General features: G+C 56.6%; 20 protein-coding genes. 14 read left to right on the forward strand and 6 right to left on the reverse strand.

What is annotated here, in order from left to right:
* Positions 1–68: 68 nt before the first annotated feature.
* Entirely contained in the window at positions 69–563 is a 495-nt protein-coding gene (gene lrp, locus OK409_RS08065) for a leucine-responsive transcriptional regulator Lrp (RefSeq protein WP_006118610.1), read from the reverse strand.
* Positions 564–1083: 520 nt separating this feature from the next.
* On the opposite strand from lrp, the gene trxB reads away from it, so the two are divergent.
* The 5 genes from trxB (at position 1084) to infA (ending at position 6985) form a co-directional block, all read left to right on the forward strand.
* On the forward strand, positions 1084–2052 hold the full coding sequence (trxB, locus tag OK409_RS08070) for a thioredoxin-disulfide reductase (protein ID WP_003849329.1): 969 nt from the start codon (positions 1084–1086) through the stop codon (positions 2050–2052).
* A 143-nt stretch (positions 2053–2195) separates the two neighbouring features.
* On the forward strand, positions 2196–3965 hold the full coding sequence (gene cydD / locus OK409_RS08075; protein ID WP_264366950.1) for a heme ABC transporter permease/ATP-binding protein CydD: 1770 nt from the start codon (positions 2196–2198) through the stop codon (positions 3963–3965).
* Positions 3965–5695, forward strand: a complete 1731-nt coding sequence (cydC, locus tag OK409_RS08080; protein ID WP_264366951.1) for a heme ABC transporter ATP-binding protein/permease CydC — start codon at positions 3965–3967, stop codon at positions 5693–5695. The genes cydD and cydC overlap by 1 nt, the downstream gene beginning before the upstream one ends.
* Positions 5696–5728: 33 nt before the next feature.
* Positions 5729–6421 (forward strand): leucyl/phenylalanyl-tRNA--protein transferase, encoded by a 693-nt coding sequence (gene aat / locus OK409_RS08085; RefSeq protein ID WP_010254921.1) that lies wholly within the window; start codon positions 5729–5731, stop codon positions 6419–6421.
* Positions 6422–6766: 345 nt separating this feature from the next.
* Positions 6767–6985, forward strand: coding sequence for a translation initiation factor IF-1 (infA, locus tag OK409_RS08090; RefSeq protein ID WP_002211347.1), 219 nt, complete (start codon positions 6767–6769; stop codon positions 6983–6985).
* Between the two features lie 86 nt (positions 6986–7071).
* Here the strand turns inward: infA and clpA are convergent, their stop codons facing one another.
* Both clpA and clpS read right to left on the reverse strand, forming a co-directional pair.
* Positions 7072–9348, reverse strand: coding sequence for an ATP-dependent Clp protease ATP-binding subunit ClpA (clpA, locus tag OK409_RS08095; RefSeq protein ID WP_010254457.1), 2277 nt, complete (start codon positions 9346–9348; stop codon positions 7072–7074).
* A 52-nt stretch (positions 9349–9400) separates the two neighbouring features.
* Complete coding sequence (gene clpS, locus OK409_RS08100; RefSeq protein WP_010254453.1) at positions 9401–9721, reverse strand: ATP-dependent Clp protease adapter ClpS; 321 nt, start codon at positions 9719–9721, stop codon at positions 9401–9403.
* A 316-nt stretch (positions 9722–10037) separates the two neighbouring features.
* Here clpS and cspD point away from each other — a divergent pair, with 316 nt between their 5' ends.
* Complete coding sequence (gene cspD, locus OK409_RS08105; protein WP_010254451.1) at positions 10038–10259, forward strand: cold shock-like protein CspD; 222 nt, start codon at positions 10038–10040, stop codon at positions 10257–10259.
* A gap of 73 nt (positions 10260–10332) precedes the next feature.
* On the opposite strand, the gene OK409_RS08110 is transcribed toward cspD, so the two are convergent.
* Complete coding sequence (locus OK409_RS08110; RefSeq protein ID WP_264366952.1) at positions 10333–11970, reverse strand: ATP-dependent nuclease; 1638 nt, start codon at positions 11968–11970, stop codon at positions 10333–10335.
* Between the two features lie 132 nt (positions 11971–12102).
* On the opposite strand from OK409_RS08110, the gene OK409_RS08115 reads away from it, so the two are divergent.
* The 3 genes from OK409_RS08115 to ltaE all read left to right on the forward strand — a co-directional run bounded on the left by OK409_RS08115 (position 12103) and on the right by ltaE (position 15925).
* A complete protein-coding gene (locus OK409_RS08115) occupies positions 12103–13002 on the forward strand; it encodes a lysine exporter LysO family protein (RefSeq protein ID WP_264366953.1) in 900 nt (299 codons plus the stop codon).
* A gap of 130 nt (positions 13003–13132) precedes the next feature.
* The gene (poxB, locus tag OK409_RS08120) at positions 13133–14854 is read left to right on the forward strand and encodes a ubiquinone-dependent pyruvate dehydrogenase (protein ID WP_264366954.1); all 1722 of its coding nucleotides are present in this window, start codon (positions 13133–13135) and stop codon (positions 14852–14854) included.
* A 69-nt stretch (positions 14855–14923) separates the two neighbouring features.
* Positions 14924–15925, forward strand: coding sequence for a low-specificity L-threonine aldolase (ltaE, locus tag OK409_RS08125; protein WP_264366955.1), 1002 nt, complete (start codon positions 14924–14926; stop codon positions 15923–15925).
* A gap of 4 nt (positions 15926–15929) precedes the next feature.
* On the opposite strand, the gene OK409_RS08130 is transcribed toward ltaE, so the two are convergent.
* On the reverse strand, positions 15930–16754 hold the full coding sequence (locus OK409_RS08130) for an N-acetylmuramoyl-L-alanine amidase (protein ID WP_264366956.1): 825 nt from the start codon (positions 16752–16754) through the stop codon (positions 15930–15932).
* Complete coding sequence (locus OK409_RS08135) at positions 16751–17071, reverse strand: heavy metal-binding domain-containing protein (RefSeq protein WP_003849304.1); 321 nt, start codon at positions 17069–17071, stop codon at positions 16751–16753. The genes OK409_RS08130 and OK409_RS08135 overlap by 4 nt, the downstream gene beginning before the upstream one ends.
* 106 nt (positions 17072–17177) lie before the next feature.
* Between OK409_RS08135 and OK409_RS08140 the strand changes: the two genes are divergently transcribed.
* The 5 genes from OK409_RS08140 (at position 17178) to artM (ending at position 20808) form a co-directional block, all read left to right on the forward strand.
* Positions 17178–17717 (forward strand): lipoprotein, encoded by a 540-nt coding sequence (locus OK409_RS08140; RefSeq protein WP_010254434.1) that lies wholly within the window; start codon positions 17178–17180, stop codon positions 17715–17717.
* A 224-nt stretch (positions 17718–17941) separates the two neighbouring features.
* Positions 17942–18670: an arginine ABC transporter ATP-binding protein ArtP gene (gene artP / locus OK409_RS08145; protein ID WP_010254433.1), complete on the forward strand. Its 729-nt coding sequence runs from the start codon at positions 17942–17944 to the stop codon at positions 18668–18670.
* Between the two features lie 15 nt (positions 18671–18685).
* Complete coding sequence (gene artJ / locus OK409_RS08150; RefSeq protein ID WP_264366957.1) at positions 18686–19417, forward strand: arginine ABC transporter substrate-binding protein; 732 nt, start codon at positions 18686–18688, stop codon at positions 19415–19417.
* A 6-nt stretch (positions 19418–19423) separates the two neighbouring features.
* Positions 19424–20140 carry an arginine ABC transporter permease ArtQ gene (artQ, locus tag OK409_RS08155; RefSeq protein ID WP_264366958.1) on the forward strand — a complete coding sequence of 239 codons (717 nt, stop codon included), beginning with the start codon at positions 19424–19426 and terminating at the stop codon, positions 20138–20140.
* Complete coding sequence (gene artM, locus OK409_RS08160) at positions 20140–20808, forward strand: arginine ABC transporter permease ArtM (RefSeq protein ID WP_031593159.1); 669 nt, start codon at positions 20140–20142, stop codon at positions 20806–20808. Before artQ ends, artM begins: the two co-directional genes overlap by 1 nt.
* The last annotated feature ends 107 nt before the right edge of the window (positions 20809–20915 follow it).

A 20915-nucleotide genomic window follows, 5' to 3' on the forward strand; every position in this document is an offset into this window, starting at 1 on the left:
CCGACGCTGATCCTGTATGAATGCACAGGAGTGTACCGAAATCTCACAGGTTTTGCACCTGCCCCGCATCAGCGAGTTTTGATCACCAGTCGATTGCTCTGTTTAACCTCTTCCATCACCACATACGTACGCGTGTCGTTTACGCCCGGCAGGCGCAACAGGGTTTCACCCAGCAGCTTACGGTAGGCTGACATATCAGGTACGCGCGTTTTCAGCAGGTAGTCGAAATCGCCGGAAACGAGGTGACACTCTTGAGTTTCCTCAAGTTTTTGCACAGCGGCGTTAAATTGCTCAAACACATCCGGTGCACCACGATTCAGAGTAATCTCAACGAACACCAGCAGCGACGCATCCAGATAGTGCGGGTTCAACTGCGCGGTGTAGCCAAGAATAAATCCCTGACGTTCGAGACGACGCACGCGCTCAAGACATGGCGTAGGCGATAAGCCTACGCGTTTGGAAAGCTCTACGTTTGAAATGCGACCATCTTTCTGAAGTTCATTCAGAATGTTCCTGTCAATTCTGTCGAGGTCTTTCCCGGGGCGTTTCTTATTGTCTACCATTATTATTGTCTCTCTTAATTCCTTCCCTTTACCTGCCACGCCCTGAAAACGCTCATTGTTCGGGGCATTTCTGAAGTGAGCTAACAGAGCCTGTGTTCTGACACCTATCGATATGACGCATGTTGTCTGTCCACATCATGCGTCATTATCCATATCAGGCTGCTTTTATTCGGCGTTACGTGCAAAACGGGCGATGAAAACCTGTTTTGTTCCGATAAATGTTATTCGCTTCTGATAATGTTTTCGCAAAAGCGCAGGCGATTGTCAAAGTAAAATCACCAAATTCAGGACAAGATGCCAGACAGTTCGCTGGGTATCTGTTTTTAAATGACTATTTTTCCACTATTGCACCCCTCTAACCCGAGTTTTGCCCCCTTTTGGCGCATTGGCCAGGCAAAACCGTCGCTCATCGTCTACGCCGTTTGCAGCTATCGTTAACAAAATTGCCGAAGCCTTGTCATTGTCGCCGGATATTCCCTACAATCGCAGGCTATGTCAGCCGAATGAAACTGAGGAACGCATGAGTACGGCCAAACACAGTAAGTTACTCATTCTGGGCTCCGGCCCAGCGGGTTATACCGCAGCCGTTTATGCTGCACGCGCCAATCTGAACCCAGTACTGATCACGGGTCTGGAAAAAGGCGGACAGCTGACCACTACCACCGAGGTGGAGAACTGGCCGGGCGACCCGCACGATCTGACAGGTCCATCGCTGATGGAGCGGATGCATGAGCATGCCGAAAAATTTAATACTGAGATCATTTTCGATCACATTCACACCGTCGATTTGCAGAACCGTCCGTTCCGCCTCACGGGTGACAGTGGCGAATACACGGCAGATGCCCTGATCATCGCCACCGGTGCGTCAGCGCGCTACCTCGGTCTGCCTTCCGAAGAGGCCTTCAAAGGCAAAGGCGTCTCTGCCTGTGCAACCTGTGACGGCTTCTTCTATCGCAACCAGAAAGTCGCGGTGATTGGCGGTGGCAACACGGCTGTGGAAGAGGCGCTCTACCTGGCAAATATTGCGGCTGAAGTGCACCTTATTCACCGTCGTGACAGCTTCCGCGCAGAGAAGATCCTGATCGACCGCCTGATGGAAAAAGTGCGCAATGGCAATATCGTGCTGCACACCCATCGCACGCTGGAAGAAGTGGTGGGCGATCAGATGGGTGTCACCGGTCTGACGCTGCGTTCTACCCAGAACAGTGATGAGACAGAAGCGCTGGAGGTGGCGGGTCTTTTTGTTGCTATCGGACACAGCCCGAATACGGCCATTTTTGAGGGTCAGCTGGCGCTGGAGAACGGTTACATCAAAGTTCAGTCAGGTCTGCACGGCAACGCCACTCAGACCAGCATCCCTGGCGTCTTTGCGGCAGGCGATGTGATGGACCATATCTATCGTCAGGCGATCACCTCTGCGGGCACCGGCTGTATGGCCGCGTTAGACGCCGAACGCTTTCTTGACGGACTGGTTAAAAACGATCAGTAAGTTGTTAACCCTCTGATCTCAAATGTTCCAGGCGACGGTTTTTCCGTCGCCTTTTTTATTGCTCTCATGCTAGATTCTTGCGCCTGAAGAGATGGAAATGTCTTTCCATTTTCACCCGTCATCGACATTCATCATGGTCTCGCATGGACAAATCGCGGCAGCAGCATCTTACCCGCTGGCTTCGTCAGCAACGTCATTTCGCCGGTCGCTGGTTGCGACTCAACACCCTGCTGGGCATGGCAAGTGCACTTCTGATCATTGCTCAGGCGGGTTTACTGGCCTCGCTGCTGCAGGCTCTGATTGTTGACCAGCAGCCGCGCGAAGCCCTGACTGTCAGCATCCTGCTGTTACTGCTCTGCTTTGTGCTCCGCGCCCTGATTAACTATGCCCGTGAACTGACCGGTTATCGTGCCGGACAGGCTATCCGTCAGGCTTTACGTCAGCAGGTATTAGACCGATTGTCTGATCTGGGGCCGGCGTGGATTCAGGGAAAGCCAGCCGGCAGTTGGGCGACGCTGCTGCTGGAGCAGATCGAAGAGATGCAGGAGTATTACGCGCGCTATCTGCCGCAGATGACCCTGGCGGTGCTGATCCCCTGCTGCATTCTGCTGACTATTTTTCCGCTCAACTGGACGGCGGGTCTGATCCTGTTTGCCACCGCGCCACTGATTCCGCTGTTTATGGCGCTGGTCGGGATGGGTGCGGCCGAGGCCAACCGCCGGAACTTCCTGGTGCTGGCCCGCCTGAGCGGTAACTTTCTCGACCGCCTGCGCGGCAGAGAGACGCTGCGGCTGTTTCATCGTGGCGCAGCGGAGCAGGAGGCGGTTGCCGCCGCCACCACCGATTTTCGCCAGCGCACCATGGAAGTGCTGCGCTTAGCCTTTCTCTCCTCTGCCGTGCTGGAGTTTTTTGCCTCGCTGGCGATTGCCGTGGTGGCCGTCTACTTTGGTTTCTCCTATCTGGGCGAATTGCATTTCGGTGATTACGGCCATGGCGTAACGCTGTTTGCCGGCTTTCTGGTGCTGATCCTCGCCCCGGAGTTTTTCCAGCCGCTGCGCGATCTCGGCGCTTTCTATCACGCCAAAGCCCAGGCTGTAGGCGGTGCCGATGCCCTTGAAGCCTTTATGCAGGCGACGCCTGCCACCGCGCCGCAGGAAGGCCAGTTGCCCTTCACTGCCGATCGCTCAATCGCACTTACCGCCGAAGATCTGCGTGTCTGTGCGCCTGATGGTCAGGTGTTGTGCGGCCCGCTCTCTTTTACTGTCGTCCCTGGCGAACAGATTGCGCTGGTCGGTCAAAGCGGGGCAGGTAAAACGGCCCTGATGAACGCCCTGCTCGGTTTTCTGCCTTATCAGGGTTCGCTGAAAGCGAATGGCGTTGAACTTCGCGATATACGACGGAGTGACTGGCATCAGCAACTCAGTTGGGTAGGACAGAATCCTCAGTTACCGGCCGCCACCTTGCGCGACAATATCGTGATGAATGCGGCCTGGGATGACGAGCGTTTTGCGGCGCTGCTGGAGTCGTGCGGCATTAATGAGTTCCTGCCTCGGCTGCCCCAGGGCATTGACACCCAGCCCGGCGATGGCGGTAATCAGCTGTCGGTGGGTCAGGCGCAGCGGGTCGCGGTCGCGCGCGCACTCTATAAATCCTCGCATTTTTTGCTGCTCGATGAACCCGCAGCCAGCCTGGATGCGCTCAGTGAACGTCATGTGATGCTGGCGCTGAACCAGGCGGCAGCCCGCCAGACCACGCTGATGATAACCCATCAGATTGATACGCTAAGTCACTGGCAGACCCTCTGGGTAATGGAAGCCGGTAAGCTGGTGCAACAGGGTAACTGGCAGCAGCTGTCGCAACAGCCGGGTGCGTTCAGTGAGATGCTGAAGCATCGTCAACAGGAGATTCGCTGATGTCCGCCTTGCGTCCTTTTCTTCGTCTCTGGCTGCGCCACCCTTATCGCCTGGCGCTGGGCATCGTGCTGGCGATTGTTACCCTGCTGGCCAGCATCGGCCTGCTGACGCTTTCAGGCTGGTTTCTGGCCGCCTCGTCAGTGGCAGGCGTAGCCGGTCTCTATACCTTCAACTATATGCTGCCTGCGGCAGGCGTACGTGGCGCCGCCATCATTCGCACTGCCGCACGCTATGCTGAACGGCTGGTTAGCCACGATGCAACATTCAGGGTTCTTCAGCATCTGCGTGTCCACACCTTCAGCCGCCTGATGGCCCTTTCGCCAGGCCAGCTTTCGCGGTTCCGGCAGGCGGATCTGCTCAACCGCTTCGTGGCCGATGTCGATACGCTGGATCACCTCTATCTGCGCGTCATCTCGCCGCTGATCGGCGCACTGGTGGTGATTGTCGTGGTTACCCTCGGAATGAGCTTTATCGATCTTCAGCTTGCACTGACGCTGGGCGGCATCATGCTGAGTACCCTGGTGGTGATGCCAGCGCTGTTTTACCGTCTGGGATCGCCCGCAGGCGGCGCGATTGCCCGTGGGCGCGCCCGCTGGCGCTTACAGCTGATGCAGTGGCTGGCGGCTCAGGCTGAACTCACCCTGTACGGTGCCTCGCGGGACTGGCGTCAGCAACTTGATGAAGATGAACAGCGCTGGCAGCAGGCTCAGAGCCAGCAACAGCGCTTGCAGGCTGCGGCACAGAGCCTGCTGCTGCTGATCAGCGGCGTAACCGTCACACTGTTGCTCTGGCTCAGTGCGGCGACAATCAGCCAGCAGCAGTTGCCCGGCTCGCTGATTGCCCTGGTGGTGTTTTGCGCGCTGGCTGCTTTCGAGGCGCTGGCACCGGTTGCAGGGGCCTTTCTGCCCATGTCGCAGGTGATAAATGCCGCTCAGCGAGTCAATGACATTATCGATCAGTCACCCGCTATCACCTTTCCGGCAGATTCAGACGCCCGGCCAGGACGACTCGCGGTTGCTATCGATCAGCTCGACTTCAGCTATCCCGACCGCCCGGATAAGGTGCTGAACCGCTTTACCCTTAAGGTGGCAGCCGGTGAACACATTGCACTGCTGGGGCCGACCGGCTGCGGCAAATCCACTCTGCTGGCGCTGTTAACCCGTGGCTGGGATAGCCAGCACGGTGTTATCAGCCTGAATGACCTGCCGATCACCGCATGGTCAGAGCCAGCGCTGCGTCAGCGCATCAGCGTGGTGACTCAGCGGGTTCATCTCTTCAGTCAGAGCCTGCGTGATAACCTACTGCTGGCCTGTCCCGATGCTACTGATGAGCAGTTACGCCGCGTGCTGAATGACGTCGGCCTGCAGCGCCTGCTTGAGAACCCGGAAGGATTAAACGCCTGGATGGGAGAAGGCGGTCGCCCGCTGTCAGGCGGCGAACTGCGTCGGCTGGCGCTGGCGCGTGCGTTACTGCATGACGGCGATCTCTGGCTGCTGGATGAACCCACCGAAGGACTGGATGCCACAACCGAGCAGTATATCCTCACCCTGCTGCAGCGGCTGACCGCTGGCAAGACCGTAATAATGGTCACCCACCGGCTCAGCGGCCTGGAGCAGATGGATCGCATCTGCGTGATGGATAATGGCGTGATTGTGGAACAGGGAAGTCATGCCGAATTAATCTCAAAAGCGGGTCGGTACTGGCGTTTCCGACAGCGGATTGCGCTATAGTCTTAGCGAAATGCTGATAGGTAACATAACGCGATGAGACTGGTACAACTGTCACGGGAATCTTTGCAATTTCCCCCACCGGAGATGGCGCTGCGTGAGCCAAACGGCCTGCTGGCCATGGGGGGTGATCTCTCCCCTGCCCGGCTACTTAACGCTTATCAGCGCGGCATCTTTCCGTGGTTTTCTTCTGGCGACCCGATTCTCTGGTGGTCGCCCGATCCCCGTGCAGTGCTGTTGCCTGAGCAGTTTCATCTCAGCCGGAGCATGAAGCGTTTCCACAGCCGTTCGCCCTATCGGGTGACGATGAATGAGTCATTTGCCGAGGTGATCGAGGGCTGTGCCACCGGTCGAGAGGAAGGCACCTGGATCACCTTTGAAATGAAGCGCGCCTGGTTGCGATTGTATGAACTGGGCCACGCCCACTCCATTGAAGTATGGGACGAACATCAGCTGGCAGGTGGCATGTATGGGCTGGCGATGGGGCAAATCTTCTGCGGCGAATCAATGTTCAGCCGTCAGCAGAATGCGTCAAAAACCGCACTTTGGGTATTTTGTCAGCATTTCCTCAGACATCAGGGCCGTCTGGTGGATTGTCAGGTACTTAACCCTCATACGGCCTCTTTGGGGGCGCAGGAGATCCCGCGCGCCGACTATCTGCAATATGTACAAAGCCTTGCGTGCCAGCCTGTCAGCGATGGCTGCTGGCAGACACAAACCCTTTTTTAGTCGCACAGAGATGTTTTGCACACATAAAGACGTATTAAGTGGTATAATGGTCGAGTTTGGTATGTCGTCCGCGCTTCGCAATAACGAGCCGGAATTGCCAGGCTGGGAATCTCAACGCACTCTCGGAACTGTTTTCAATCGTGCGCGTGTAACCGGTTGATACAGATTCTTAGCCCGCTAATCCCCCGCAGACGTCACATAAACACCCTAATTTTACCGGATGCGCGCGACTGACGTGCACCCCGGCAAAGTGTTGGCAAAATCGCCGACGGTTCTTTACATAAATCGTTGAATTGGGCATTATCTTGCCGGTTCAACTGAAAGGTAGTACACCCAGAGGATTCGATGGCCAAAGAAGACAATATTGAAATGCAAGGTACCGTACTGGATACGTTACCTAACACCATGTTCCGCGTAGAACTTGAGAACGGACACGTGGTTACTGCTCATATCTCCGGTAAAATGCGCAAAAACTACATCCGCATCCTGACGGGTGATAAAGTGACCGTTGAGCTGACCCCGTACGACCTGAGCAAAGGCCGCATTGTCTTCCGTAGTCGCTAATTTGCAGTAATCTCATCGCTCTGCAATTTGCAGCGAAAAAAAAGGCCGGATTTTAATCCGGCCTTTTTCATATCTGCAGCAGGTGATTAATGCACCGTGCCTTCGGTTTTGCGTTTTTCAGCACTCAGGAAGTGATAGGTCAGTTCACCTTTCTCACGATCCAGCGCCACTGACACCGAGCCGCCATCCACCAGCGAACCAAACAGCAGTTCATTGGCTAACGGTTTCTTCAGGCTGTCCTGCACGGTGCGCGCCATCGGACGAGCGCCCATCGCTTTGTCATAGCCTTTCTCAGCAAGCCAGTCGCGTGCTTCATCGCTGACTTCCAGCGACACGCCTTTGGCATCCAGCTGCGCCTGCAACTCGACAATGAACTTGTCGACCACCTGATGGATCACCTCTGGTGACAGGTGACTGAACCAGATAATGTTGTCGAGACGGTTACGAAACTCTGGAGAAAACATCTTTTTGATCTCTTCCATGGCATCGGTGCTGTTGTCCTGATGAATAAGGCCAATCGACTTACGTTCAGTCTCGCGGACACCGGCGTTAGTGGTCATGACCAGCACCACGTTGCGGAAGTCCGCTTTGCGACCGTTGTTGTCGGTCAGCATACCGTTATCCATCACCTGCAGCAGCAGGTTGAAGACATCCGGGTGTGCTTTCTCAATCTCATCCAGCAACACCACCGCATGAGGATGCTTAATCACTGCATCCGTCAGCAGGCCGCCCTGATCAAAGCCGACGTAACCCGGAGGCGCACCAATCAAACGGCTGACGGTGTGACGCTCCATATACTCGGACATATCAAAGCGCAGCAACTCAATGCCCAGCGCTTTCGCCAGCTGCACGGTGACTTCCGTTTTACCGACACCGGTAGGCCCGGCAAACAGGAAGGAACCGACCGGCTTACGATCCTGACCCAGACCTGCACGGCTCATCTTGATCGCTTCCGTCAGCGCCTCAATGGCGTTGTCCTGACCAAACACCAGCATTTTCAGACGATCGCCCAGATTTTTCAGCGTATCGCGGTCGCTTGCTGACACGCTTTGCTCAGGAATACGGGCAATACGGGCCACCACCGTTTCAATGTCAGAGACGTTGATGGTTTTCTTGCGCTTACTGGCTGGCATCAGGCGCGCACGCGCACCCGCTTCATCAATCACATCAATCGCCTTATCAGGCAGATGACGGTCGTTGATATATTTCACCGCCAGTTCCACGGCTGCGCGCACCGCTTTCGCGGTATAGCGCACATCGTGATGCGCTTCGTACTTGGTCTTCAGGCCGTTCAGGATCTGCACGGTCTCTTCTGGTGAAGGCTCCGTGATATCGATCTTCTGGAAGCGACGCGCCAGGGCACGATCTTTTTCAAAGATGTTGCTGAATTCCTGATAGGTGGTGGAACCCATCACCCGAATCTTGCCAGAGGAAAGAAGAGGTTTGATCAGGTTCGCAGCATCGACCTGGCCGCCGGATGCAGCACCCGCACCGATGATGGTATGGATCTCATCGATAAACAGAATGCTGTGTTCGTCCTGCTCCAGCTGCTTCAGCAGCGCTTTGAAACGTTTTTCAAAGTCACCACGGTACTTGGTGCCGGCTAATAACGAACCGATATCCAGCGAGTAGATCGTGCAATCTTTCATCACTTCCGGTACATCGCCCTGCTCTATGCGCCAGGCGAGACCTTCAGCAATGGCGGTTTTACCCACACCCGACTCACCCACCAGCAGCGGGTTATTTTTACGGCGACGACATAGCACCTGAACGGTACGTTCCAGCTCTTTATCGCGACCAATCAGTGGATCAATACCACCGACGCGAGCAAGCTGATTAAGATTGGTGGTGAAGTTTTCCATACGCTCCTCCCCGCCTGCTTGCTCTTCGTTAACCGGATTTTCTGCGCCTGGCGCCTGGCCGGACTCATCTTTACGCGTACCGTGAGAGATGAAGTTCACCACATCAAGGCGGCTCACTTCATGTTTGCGTAGCAGATAAGCCGCTTGCGACTCCTGCTCGCTGAAAATGGCGACCAGTACATTCGCACCGGAGACTTCGCTGCGACCGGATGACTGGACATGGAAAACCGCACGCTGCAGGACGCGCTGGAAGCTGAGCGTGGGTTGTGTATCACGCTCCTCTTCGCTGGCAGGCAGCACGGGCGTGGTTTGTTCGATGAAGGCTTCGAGTTCCTGCCGCAGAGCCACAATGTCCACCGTACAGGCTTCCAGTGCCTCTCTGGCCGACGGGTTACTGAGCAACGCCAGTAACAGATGCTCGACGGTCATAAACTCATGACGGTGCTCACGCGCTCTGGCGAAAGCCATATTTAAACTGAGTTCCAGTTCTTGATTGAGCATTAGGCACCTCCCCCAATTATCGCCCTTACCTGTTTCCTATATGGAGACGGGTTCAGGCCTTTTCCAGCGTACACAGCAACGGATGATGATTTTCCCGTGCATAGTTGTTCACCTGGGCCGCTTTTGTTTCGGCGACTTCTGCAGTAAATACACCACAGATCGCCTTGCCGTGATAGTGAACTTTCAACATCAGCTGCGTTGCACGTTCAACATCATAAGAAAAGAACTTTTGTACAACGTCAATAACAAATTCCATAGGTGTATAATCGTCATTATTCAGAATGACTTTATACATAGAAGGCGGCTTTAACCCTTCACGTACTTTATCGTCGGCCAGATGTTCAAAGTTAAGCCAGTCGTTTGCGTTTGCCATAGTGTTCCGTTGAGATTTTGCTTTTAGCCTTTAAGTAGCTACATATTGAGAGTTTAACATGCCTGTCAAGCCGCATGCCGCTGCTGAAAATTTATTCAGAAATTCCCCTGCGCGACCTGCATCACAAAATTCGCAATAGCGTTAACTGCCTCAAATTTTGATGATTTTTTCCCCACCTGGCCCGGTGGTTTGCTTGACGTCAGCCGCGCTTTCTCTACATTCTAGCTGCACAGGCTGATTGAGTTTTAATCAAATCCGACTCACAGCTTCGATGACCTCACCTACTTATAAAATGTCTTGCGAGGGAAGTAAAAGCATGGAGACGGGCACAGTTAAATGGTTCAACAATTCCAAAGGCTTTGGCTTTATCTGTCCGATTGGCGGTGGCGAAGATATTTTTGCGCACTACTCCACCATTCAGATGGAAGGCTACCGCACGCTTAAGGCAGGCCAGCAGGTTCAGTTCGATGTCCACGAAGGCCCGAAAGGCAATCACGCCAGCCTGATCGTGCCGGTCGAGGTGCAGGCCGTGGCCTGACACATATCGCCTTTCTGAACAAAGACCCAAAAATGCCAGCCAGTGCCGCTGGCATTTTCCTGTTCGATGTCACCTAATCTGCCTGGCCCTGCGCCAGTCCAATCACCCGGGCAAACATCTGCCGCATCAATGGCGGGATGGCCTCTGGCCCGCGTTCCGCCGCCGACGTAGCCACTGCGATCGCCAGTTCCGGCTTGGAGCTCTGGTGAATCGCTTTAGTAATAATACGCCTGGAACTCATCGGAACGTTTAACGGCAGGTGCGCCATCTGATGATAGACATCCTGAAAGCCGTGCTGATAGAGAAAATTTTCCATATCCAGCGCCGGTAACTGCGTCAGAAAACGCGGCTCCGGTTCACCCGGCTGTAACTGAGTGCGTGCCGTACTGGCATATTTATTCCCCGCCTGATCACCGTCAGTCAGGACATGCCAGGCGATACCCATGCGCCGGGCAAACTTCAGTAGCGGTTTTAACCCCGACTGCGCAAACTCAATCACCTTCACGCCTTCAGCAGCGAAGTTGTAACCGCACTGCTGCGCCAGCTCATTCATGATCCAGACTTCGGTTTCTCCCTCCACCAGCAGCCAGCAACGGGCGAACAGCGCAGCAGGCCGGTTGACCCGAATATGGAAGCCGATGCGCCGGCTCTCTTCGGCACTCAGTCCCTCCGGACCGATGCGCCAGGCCGCTACGCGCGAGGGTCCACGCACCAGACGACAGACGTTTTCCACCGGCACCTGCGACAGCAGCTCCGGCGAATTAGTGGTGGCGATTTTTTGCAGCGGCAGCAGCCTCAGCAGATTCCATGCTACCGACAGCATAATGGGATGCAGCCGGGTTTCCGGATCTTCAATCAGCAGCAGCGGGCGGGCACCGGCGGCCAGCGGGACGTCTCCTCGTGCCTCAATCAGCAGGGTAAACATCTGCAGCAGTATCAGCTGACGGCTGCGGGAGTCGGTTCCGGCAATCAGCTGATTCAGGTGATCCAGCGCCCGCCATCCCTGTTCCCCCTCACGCGTCTGAGGATCCCGTAGCCTGACCTCGTTGCCCGCATCGGGCGGCTGTACCAGGAAGTAGTGCTGCATCAGTTGCTGCATCGTCTTCAGCCCCTGCCGCAGCACCTCATCGCTGAGCTGTTGCGGATGGTGCTCCAGATCGCGCGCCAGCGTCTCCATACCCGCCAGTAACTCAGGATGTGCGGTGGGGAGCGGTGCACTACTCCGCGTCCGCTTACTGAAACGCGCATCGCGCAATCGCAGAACCGGATACCGTTTCAGCAAAAGATCGATGGCCGCCGCGCAGTTCTGCTCAGGCAACAGCTGATAGTTCAGGTCAACAAAACGGCGGCGGGTTTCGATACCGCTGTCACGCCAGGTGGCGCTGACGCTGTAACAGAGCTGACGCTGGTCCTGAGCATCACGCTGCCAGAAGGTCGAGAGCACCGCATCCGGGTCGTTGCCGTCATCGCGAAAGTGGAACACCACCGACAGACGGCGCATCGCATCGGTCACATCGCCTGGGGTGAAATGGAAATCAGCCTCGGTAAAAACATAGGCCGGTTCATGGGGCGAAAGTAACAGGCTCAGGGCATCCAGCAGACTGGATTTGCCCCAGGCGTTCTCACCAATCAGCAGATTGGTCTGGGTTAAAGGCAGTGAGAGCTTATTGATGCCGCGGAAACCGCGAATGTCGATATGTTCCAGAATCATAGGCGTCCATCCTCAGTTTATAAACAGCATGGTTGCCGCCAGCGAGCCGGTCAAGCCGCTTTATCAGGGTTTACTCCGTTACGCTTTTTCGCTAGCGTGTGGCCTCTTCCACCATGGATGGCCCTTATCGCTATGTACTCCGGACTCCTGATTATTCTTCTGCCGCTGATCGCCGGCTGGCTGATACCGTTCCGTCAAACTTCAACCCTGCGCCGGGTCAATCAGCTGCTGGGCTGGATGGTTTACGTCATTCTGTTCTTTATGGGCATCAGCCTGGCCTTTCTCGACAACCTGAGCAGCAATCTGCTGGCGGTATTTCACACCGCGCTGGTAGCGGCCTTCTGTATTTTGCTGTGCAACCTGCTGGCGCTGCGCGGGCTGGAAAAATATGCCCCATGGCAGCATGCGCATCGGCAGGAGAAACTGCCCTCGCGGCTGCATATGGCGCTGGACTCTCTGAAGCTATGCGGCGTGGTTGTCATCGGTTTTCTGCTTGGCCTGACCCAGTGGCCACTGCTGCAACACGCCTCGACGGCCAGCGAATATGCGCTGATCTTCCTGCTGTTTCTGGTTGGCATTCAGCTGCGCGGCAGCGGCATGACGCTGCGTCAGATTATCCTGAACCGTCGTGGCCTGCTGGTTGCCAGCGTAGTGCTGGTCAGCGCGCTTATCGGCGGCATGATTGCGGCGTTGCTGCTGGGCGTGCCGCTGAAAACCGGTCTGGCGTTAGCCAGCGGTTTTGGCTGGTACTCTCTCTCCGGCATTCTGATGACCGAAGCTTTTGGTCCGGTCATCGGCAGCGCCGCCTTCTTCAACGACCTGATACGTGAACTGGTGGCAATCATGCTCATTCCGGCGTTGATTGGCCGTCATCGCTCCAGCGCACTGGGCCTGTGTGGCGCAACTTCAATGGACTTTACCCTGCCGGTGCTGCAGCGGGCGGGCGGCAATGAGATCGTCCCGGCCGCCATTGTGCACGGCTTTGTGATGAGCCTGCTGGCCCCGATTCTTATCGCCCTCTTCTCCGCCTGAATCCTGTCTGATATGCGCTGAGCTCTGCCAGCGCATTTTTTCACGCCTGCTTTTCTTCCGTGTCGTCTACGCTTCTTTTTTCGGTTCTGGTCACGTCACTCTTCAGGGCGGGCCGACAAAGGAGAAGAGCATGAAACAAACCGTCGCGGCGCTGGTCGCCAAAACGCTGGAAAGCGCGGGCGTAAAACGCATCTGGGGCGTCACCGGGGATTCCCTTAACGGCCTGAGCGACAGTCTTAATCGCATGGGCACCATTGAATGGATGCCGACGCGCCATGAAGAAGTCGCCGCATTCGCAGCGGGCGCGGAAGCGCACATCAGCGGTGAACTGGCGGTCTGCGCCGGCTCCTGTGGGCCAGGCAACTTACATCTGATCAACGGTCTATTCGATTGCCATCGTAACCGCGTTCCTGTTCTGGCGATTGCGGCACATATTCCCTCCAGCGAAATCGGCAGCGGCTATTTTCAGGAAACCCATCCGCAGGAGCTGTTCCGCGAATGCAGCCACTACTGCGAACTGGTTTCGAACCCTGAGCAGCTCCCGCAGGTGCTGGGCATCGCGATGCGTAAAGCGATTCTGAATCGTGGTGTCTCGGTGGTGGTGCTGCCTGGGGATGTCGCGCTTAAACTGGCGCCAGAGAGCGCCAGCGCGGAATGGTATCCGCCACAGTTGCCGCAGGTCCTGCCACAGCCCGCCGAACTGGCGCAGCTGGCGCAGACGCTGAACGAAGCCAGCGATATTACGCTGTTGTGCGGCAGTGGCTGCGCCGGAGCGCATCAGGAGGTGGTAGCGCTGGCAGAAGCGCTGAAAGCCCCTATCGTCCATGCGCTGCGCGGCAAAGAACACATCGAATATGACAACCCTTATGATGTCGGCATGACCGGACTGATCGGTTTCTCATCCGGTTTCCACGCCATGATGAATGCCGGGACGCTGGTGTTGCTGGGCACGCAGTTCCCCTATCGCGCCTTCTATCCGGAAAAGGCTAAAATCATCCAGATCGACATCAATCCGGGCAGCCTTGGGTCACATTGTCACGTCGATCAGGCCTATGTCGGCGATGTGAAAAGCACACTGCAGGCGCTGCTGCCGCAGCTGCCGCACAAAAGCGATCGCAGCCACCTCGACAGCGCGGTTAAGCACTATGGCGAGGCGCGCAAAAGTCTGGACGAACTGGCGCAGCCCAACGACAAGCAGCCGATCCATCCGCAATATCTGGCACAGCAGATCAGCCACTACGCCAGTGATGACGCCATCTTTACCTGCGATGTCGGGACACCGACCGTCTGGGCGGCGCGCTATCTGAAGATGAATGGCAAACGTCGCCTGCTGGGTTCGTTTAACCACGGCTCAATGGCGAACGCGATGCCACAGGCGCTGGGCGCGCAGTCGATTGATCGCAATCGTCAGGTGGTGGCACTGTGTGGCGACGGCGGCTTCAGCATGCTGATGGGGGATTTTATCTCGCTGGCGCAACTGAAAATGCCGGTCAAACTGGTGATTTTCAACAACAGCGTGCTGGGCTTTGTGGCGATGGAGATGAAAGCGGGCGGCTATCTCACCGATGGCACCGAGCTGGAGAATCCTGACTTTGCCGCTATCGCCGAAGCCTGCGGTATCCGGGGTATCCGGGTGGAAAAGGCATCTGATCTCAATGGCGCGCTGGAGCAGGCGTTTGCCCACGATGGCCCGGTGCTGGTGGATGTCATTACCGCCAAAGAGGAACTGGCGATGCCGCCGGAGATCAAAATGGAGCAGGCTAAAGGCTTCAGTCTCTACATGCTGCGCGCCATCATGAATGGTCGCGGTGATGAGGTGGTAGAACTGGCGAAAACCAACTGGCTGCGGTAAAACAGAGACTCCATCCAGGCGGGCGCGATGCCCGCCTTTTTTTTCTTCCGCCACGTTCAGGAGCATAGGGTGATCGATTTACGCAGTGATACCGTAACCCGGCCCAGCGCCGCCATGTTAAGCGCGATGATGTCTGCCGAAACCGGTGATGACGTCTACCGTGACGACCCCACCGTAAATGCGCTGGAGGCGGAAGCCGCACGGCTGAGCGGCAAAGCAGCGGCGCTGTTTTTCCCGACCGGCACCCAGGCGAATCTGGTGGCGCTACTCAGCCATTGCGAACGCGGCGATGAATATATCGTCGGTCAGCAGGCGCACAACTACAAATATGAGGCGGGCGGCGCGGCGGTGCTGGGCAGTATTCAGCCACAGCCGATTCTGGCCGCCGACGATGGCACCCTGCCGCTCGACGTATTAGCGGCCGCCATCAAGCCGGACGATATTCACTTTGCCCGCACCCGTCTGCTGAGTCTGGAGAACACGCATCACGGTAAAGTCCTGCCGCTGGCGTATCTGGAACAGGCGTGGACTTTTACCCGCGAGCATCAGCTGGCGCTGCACATTGATGGCGCACGCATTTTCAATGCGGTAGTCGCGCAGCAGACCACGCTGGCAGCGATTGCCCGCTATTGCGATACCCTGACCATCTGTCTCTCTAAAGGCCTGGGCACGCCAGTCGGTTCTCTGCTGTGCGGCGACACGGCGCTGATTGAGCGCGCACGTCGCTGGCGTAAAATGACCGGCGGCGGCATGCGCCAGGCCGGTATTCTGGCGGCGGCGGGTCTCTATGCGTTAGAAAATAACGTGACGCGGCTGCAGGAGGATCATGACAATGCCGCCTGGCTGGGACAGCAGTTGCATGAGCTGGGCGTTCAGGTCATCGATCAGCAGACCAACATGCTGTTTGTGGCGGTGCCGGAAGCCCAGGTCAAACCATTAGGTGAGTGGATGAAGGCGCGCGGGGTGTTAATCAGCGCAGGAACCCGCACCCGTCTGGTCACCCATCTGGATGCTGATCGTGCGGCACTGGCGCAGGTCGTCGCCCACTGGAAGGCGTTTTTACACCAATAATCCGCTATTGCGCCGCGCCATATTTATCCAGTAGCGCGGCAGCTATCGCGGCGGTTTCTGCATCGGGCTGCCCGCGATAATCCGCAGGCCGGAAATGCATCTGAAACGCGGCGATTACCCTCTGCTGTTCACGCGCGCTCATCTCTGCCGTCACCGGATAGCCATAGCGCTGTAAACGTTCCAGTAGTGGCTCCACGGGTACCACCGCGTGCGGATCCTGACCCGCTAAATGAAACTGCACTCGTCCGGCATCGGGCCAGGCACCCATTCCGCGCTGGGCCAGCTGATGCCACGGAAAGAGTGGGCCGGGATCCTGCTTACGCTGCGGCGCGATATCACTGTGACCGACAATATTTTCCGGTGCGATGCCGTAGCGCTGTGCAATATCGCGCAGCAGCGCCTCCAGCGTGGTGATCTGCGCAGCGGTAAATGGCTGCCATTCAAGACCTGTCAGGGTCCGGCGATAACCCTGGTTCACCAGTTCGATACCAATCGATGTGTCATTGATGCGGCTGGCTCCGCGCCAGAAGCTTGGACCGGCATGCCAGGCGAGCTGCTGCTCCGGCACCAGTTGCCAGATAACGCCTTTCCCGGCGCGCTGTGGCGGCTGGCGGGGGATCAGATAGTGGGCGCTGACTTCCCTATCGGTCAGGGTCGCCAGCGACGAAGAAAAATCTTCGGCGGTGTAGTGGATCACTATCACCTTCACCCGCGGTCGCGCGCCCTGCGCCGGATGCCGCAGATCGGCCCAGTAGCCGTCACGGGATTCTATCCCGGACTGGCAGCCCGCCAGCAGCAGCGCCAGTATCAGCCACAGCCACCATTTCAACGAATGATCACCGCCGTGCCGCTGACGCTTACCATCAGCATGCTGCCATCTTTGCCGACCGTTTCGTAGTCAATATCGATACCGACCACGGCGTTGGCGCCCAGCGCTTTTGCCTGCTCCTCCAGCTCTTCAAACGCGATCTCTCGCGCTTTGCGCAGCTCTTTCTCGTAAGCACCGGAGCGGCCACCGACCACATCACGGATGCCAGCGAAAAAGTCACGGAAGATGTTGGCACCCAGAATCGCTTCACCGGTGACGACGCCACAATATTCGCTGATGCTGTGACCTTCCAGCGTGGGGGTTGTTGAAAATTTCATCGCATTCTCCTTGTTGAAAACCGGGCTAAGGCTCTTTCGACTAAAAAGCACGGCTATACTCTATGCTAAAAAGGGCACCTTGCCAGAGAACCATAAGGAAATCGAGATGAGAAACAACGCGTTTGCGCTAATGATCCCGGCGGCCCTGCTGCTCAGCGCCTGTACCACCGTTGAGCCAGTGATTAAGGATAATGGCCCACGTACCGCACCGTGCATTGAAGGCGGTCCTGACCAGGTGGCCCAGCAGTTTTACGACCTGCGTATCGAACAGCCTACGCAGGGTCTGCCCGACAGCAACACCCTGGCAAAATATCGCCCTTACCTGAGTGATGCGCTGTACCACTCATTGCAGGCGGCCAGCGGCAGCAATGCAGGCGCACAGTGGCGCAATGGCGATCTCTTCTCCAGCCTGTCACAGGGTCCGACCGCCGCCAGCGTCGCTGATGCTTCCACCATTCCGAACCGCGATGCACGCAACATCCCGCTGCGGGTCGATCTGAGCCGCGACGGCAAGCAGTGGCAGGATGAAGTGCTGATGATCCATCAGGGCAGTTGCTGGGTGGTGGATGATGTGCGCTACATGGCCAACCCTGCGCATGCAGAGGGTGGCAGCCTGAGCCAGATGCTTGAGAAATCGAAAAAATAACCTCAGGCTTAACCGTTCAGAGAAGCGCAGTCGCCCCCGGGCGCTGCGCTTTTTTTATTTCCGCCGCCCGGCCCGCTGCAGCGGGCTGCCCCCAGACTGTGCATGATATTGTGCTAAGCTTTTGCGGTTAGCCTGCTGTTTTACAAATTTTAACCCACCTTATTTGCATAACTATTCTGGTGACGTTAAAATCCGCGACACTAATAGCTATTCAAATCTGGCGCATGAGTATTCAACTAAACGCAATAAACTGCTTCTACGGTGCTCATCAGGCGCTGTTCGACATTAACCTTGAGTGTCCGCAAGGCGAGACCCTGGTGCTGCTGGGTCCCAGCGGTGCGGGTAAGAGTTCGCTGCTGCGGGTGCTTAACCTGCTGGAGCAACCGCGTTCAGGTCAGTTGCAGATTGCCGGTAATCAGTTCGACTTCAGCCAGAAACCCTCCGATGCTGCGATTCGCGAACTGCGTCAGAACGTCGGTATGGTGTTTCAGCAGTACAACCTCTGGCCGCATCTTACCGTGCTGCAGAATCTGATTGAAGCGCCCTGCCGGGTACTGGGCCTCAGCAAAAGTGACGCCCGCGCCCGCGCCGACAAGCTGCTTGACCGGCTGCGCCTGACGCCCTACAGCGATCGCTTTCCGCTGCATCTCTCCGGTGGTCAGCAGCAGCGTGTGGCGATTGCCCGCGCGCTGATGATGGAGCCGCAGGTGCTGCTGTTCGATGAGCCGACTGCCGCGCTGGACCCTGAAATTACCGCACAGATTGTCAGTATCATTCGCGAACTGGCCCAGACCCGCATTACCCAGGTGATTGTGACCCATGAAGTGGAGGTGGCACGTAAAACGGCCAGCCGCGTCGTCTATATGGAGAACGGTCACATTGTGGAACAGGGCGATGCCAGCCGCTTTACACAGCCGCAAACCGAGGCGTTTGCTCACTATCTTTCGCACTAAGTCAGGATGCTAAAAATGAAAAAAATGGTACTTGCTGCACTGCTTGCTGGTTTTAGCCTGAGCGCTACGGCGGCTCAGACGATTCGTTTTGCGACCGAAGCCTCTTATCCTCCTTTTGAGTTTGTGGATGCGGACAACAAGATTCAGGGCTTTGATGTCGATCTGGCCAATGCGCTGTGTAAAGAGATTAATGCGACCTGCACCTTCACCAATCAGGCGTTCGACAGCCTGATCCCGAGCCTGAAATTCCGTCGTTTTGATGCGGTGATGGCGGGCATGGATATCACACCAGATCGTGAAAAACAGGTCCTGTTCACCAAGCCTTACTACGACAACTCCGCGCTGTTTGTTGCCCAGAAAGGCAAAGTTGCCAGCGTGGAAGCGCTGAAAGGCAAGCGGGTTGGCGTCCAGAACGGCACCACGCATCAGAAATACCTGACTGAGAAACATAGCGAAATCACCACCGTTCCTTACGACAGCTATCAGAATGCGGTGCTGGATCTGAAAAATGGCCGTATTGATGCTGTGTTCGGTGACACCGCAGTCGTCAACGAATGGCTGAAGCAGAATGCCGCGCTGGCTGCCGTTGGTGAGAAAGTCACGGACAAAGCCTACTTTGGTACCGGCCTTGGCATTGCGGTACGTACCGGTAACACCGATCTGCAGACCAAATTCAATGGCGCGCTGGATAAGATCAAAGCAGACGGCACGTACAAAACCATCTACAGCAAATGGTTCCAGCAGTAATCTCTGATGAATGAAATGATGACCCTCGCAAGCGCCGCCGGCATGACCGTCGGCCTTGCTATTTGTGCTCTCATCGCTGGCCTGGTGCTGGCGATGATTTTCGCTGGCTGGGAGTCACTGCGCCTGAAACCGCTGGCGTGGATTGGCACCGGCCTGGTAACGCTGATCCGTGGCCTGCCGGAAATTCTGGTGGTGCTGTTTATCTATTTTGGCGCTTCACAGCTGCTGCTCACCCTCTCTGACGGCTTCACCCTGAATTTCGGCCTGTTTCAGTTACCGATACAGGTAGAAATTGAAAACTTCGACGTCAGTCCGTTCCTGTGCGGTGTGATAGCGCTGGCGATGCTCTATGCCGCCTACGCCTCGCAGACGCTGCGCGGCGCGCTGAAAGCGGTGCCGATGGGTCAGTGGGAGTCGGGTCAGGCGCTGGGCATGAAAAAATCGGCCATCTTTCTCCGGCTGATTATGCCGCAGATGTGGCGTCACGCCCTGCCCGGTCTGGGCAATCAGTGGCTGGTGCTGCTGAAAGATACCGCGCTGGTCTCGCTGATTAGCGTCAACGATCTGATGCTGCAAACCAAAAGTATTGCCACCCGCACGCAGGAGCCGTTTACCTGGTTCCTGGTGGCGGCCGCTATCTACTTAGTGATCACGCTGTTCAGCCAGGCGGTGTTACGCCGCATCGAACTGCGCACCACCCGCTTTGAACGGGGGAACAGCTAATGCTGGCCTATCTGCCTGAACTCCTGAAAGGGTTGCATACCAGCCTGACGCTGACGGCAGCATCGCTGGTCGTGGCCCTGCTGCTGGCGCTGCTCTTCACCGTGGTGCTGTCGCTGAAAACGCCGGTGTTCAACCCGCTGGTCAAAGGCTTTATTACACTGTTTACCGGCACACCGCTGCTGGTGCAGATCTTCCTGATCTATTACGGTCCGGGACAGTTTCCCTCGATCCAGCAGATCCCCTGGCTGTGGCATTTACTGTCGCAGCCCTGGCTGTGCGCGATGCTGGCGCTGTCGCTGAACAGCGCGGCTTACACCACGCAGCTGTTTTACGGTGCGGTGCGTGCGATTCCTTCCGGACAGTGGCAATCGTGTGCCGCGCTCGGCATGAGCCGCAAAGATACGCTGCGCATTCTGCTGCCATATGCATTTAAACGCGCCCTCTCCTCCTACTCCAATGAAGTGGTGCTGGTGTTCAAAGGCACCTCGCTGGCCTACACCATCACCCTGATGGAAGTCATGGGCCACGGCCAGTTGCTCTATGGCCGCACCTACGACATCACGGTCTATGCCGCGGCGGGTCTGGTTTATCTCTGCGTTAACGGTTTGCTGACGCTGATGATGCGGCTGATCGAAAAGCGCGCTCTGGCCTTCGAACGACGTAACTGATATCCGGGCGAGGCTCCTCGCCCTTTTCGCCTGAAAAATCACACTAATTGCATAAAAATGCATTTTATGGCAGGGTATCGCCTTCTCTGGCTGACCACATCACAGGA

This window comes from Pantoea sp. RG18, from assembly GCF_025910075.1.
GTDB lineage: Bacteria > Pseudomonadota > Gammaproteobacteria > Enterobacterales > Enterobacteriaceae > Pantoea > Pantoea agglomerans.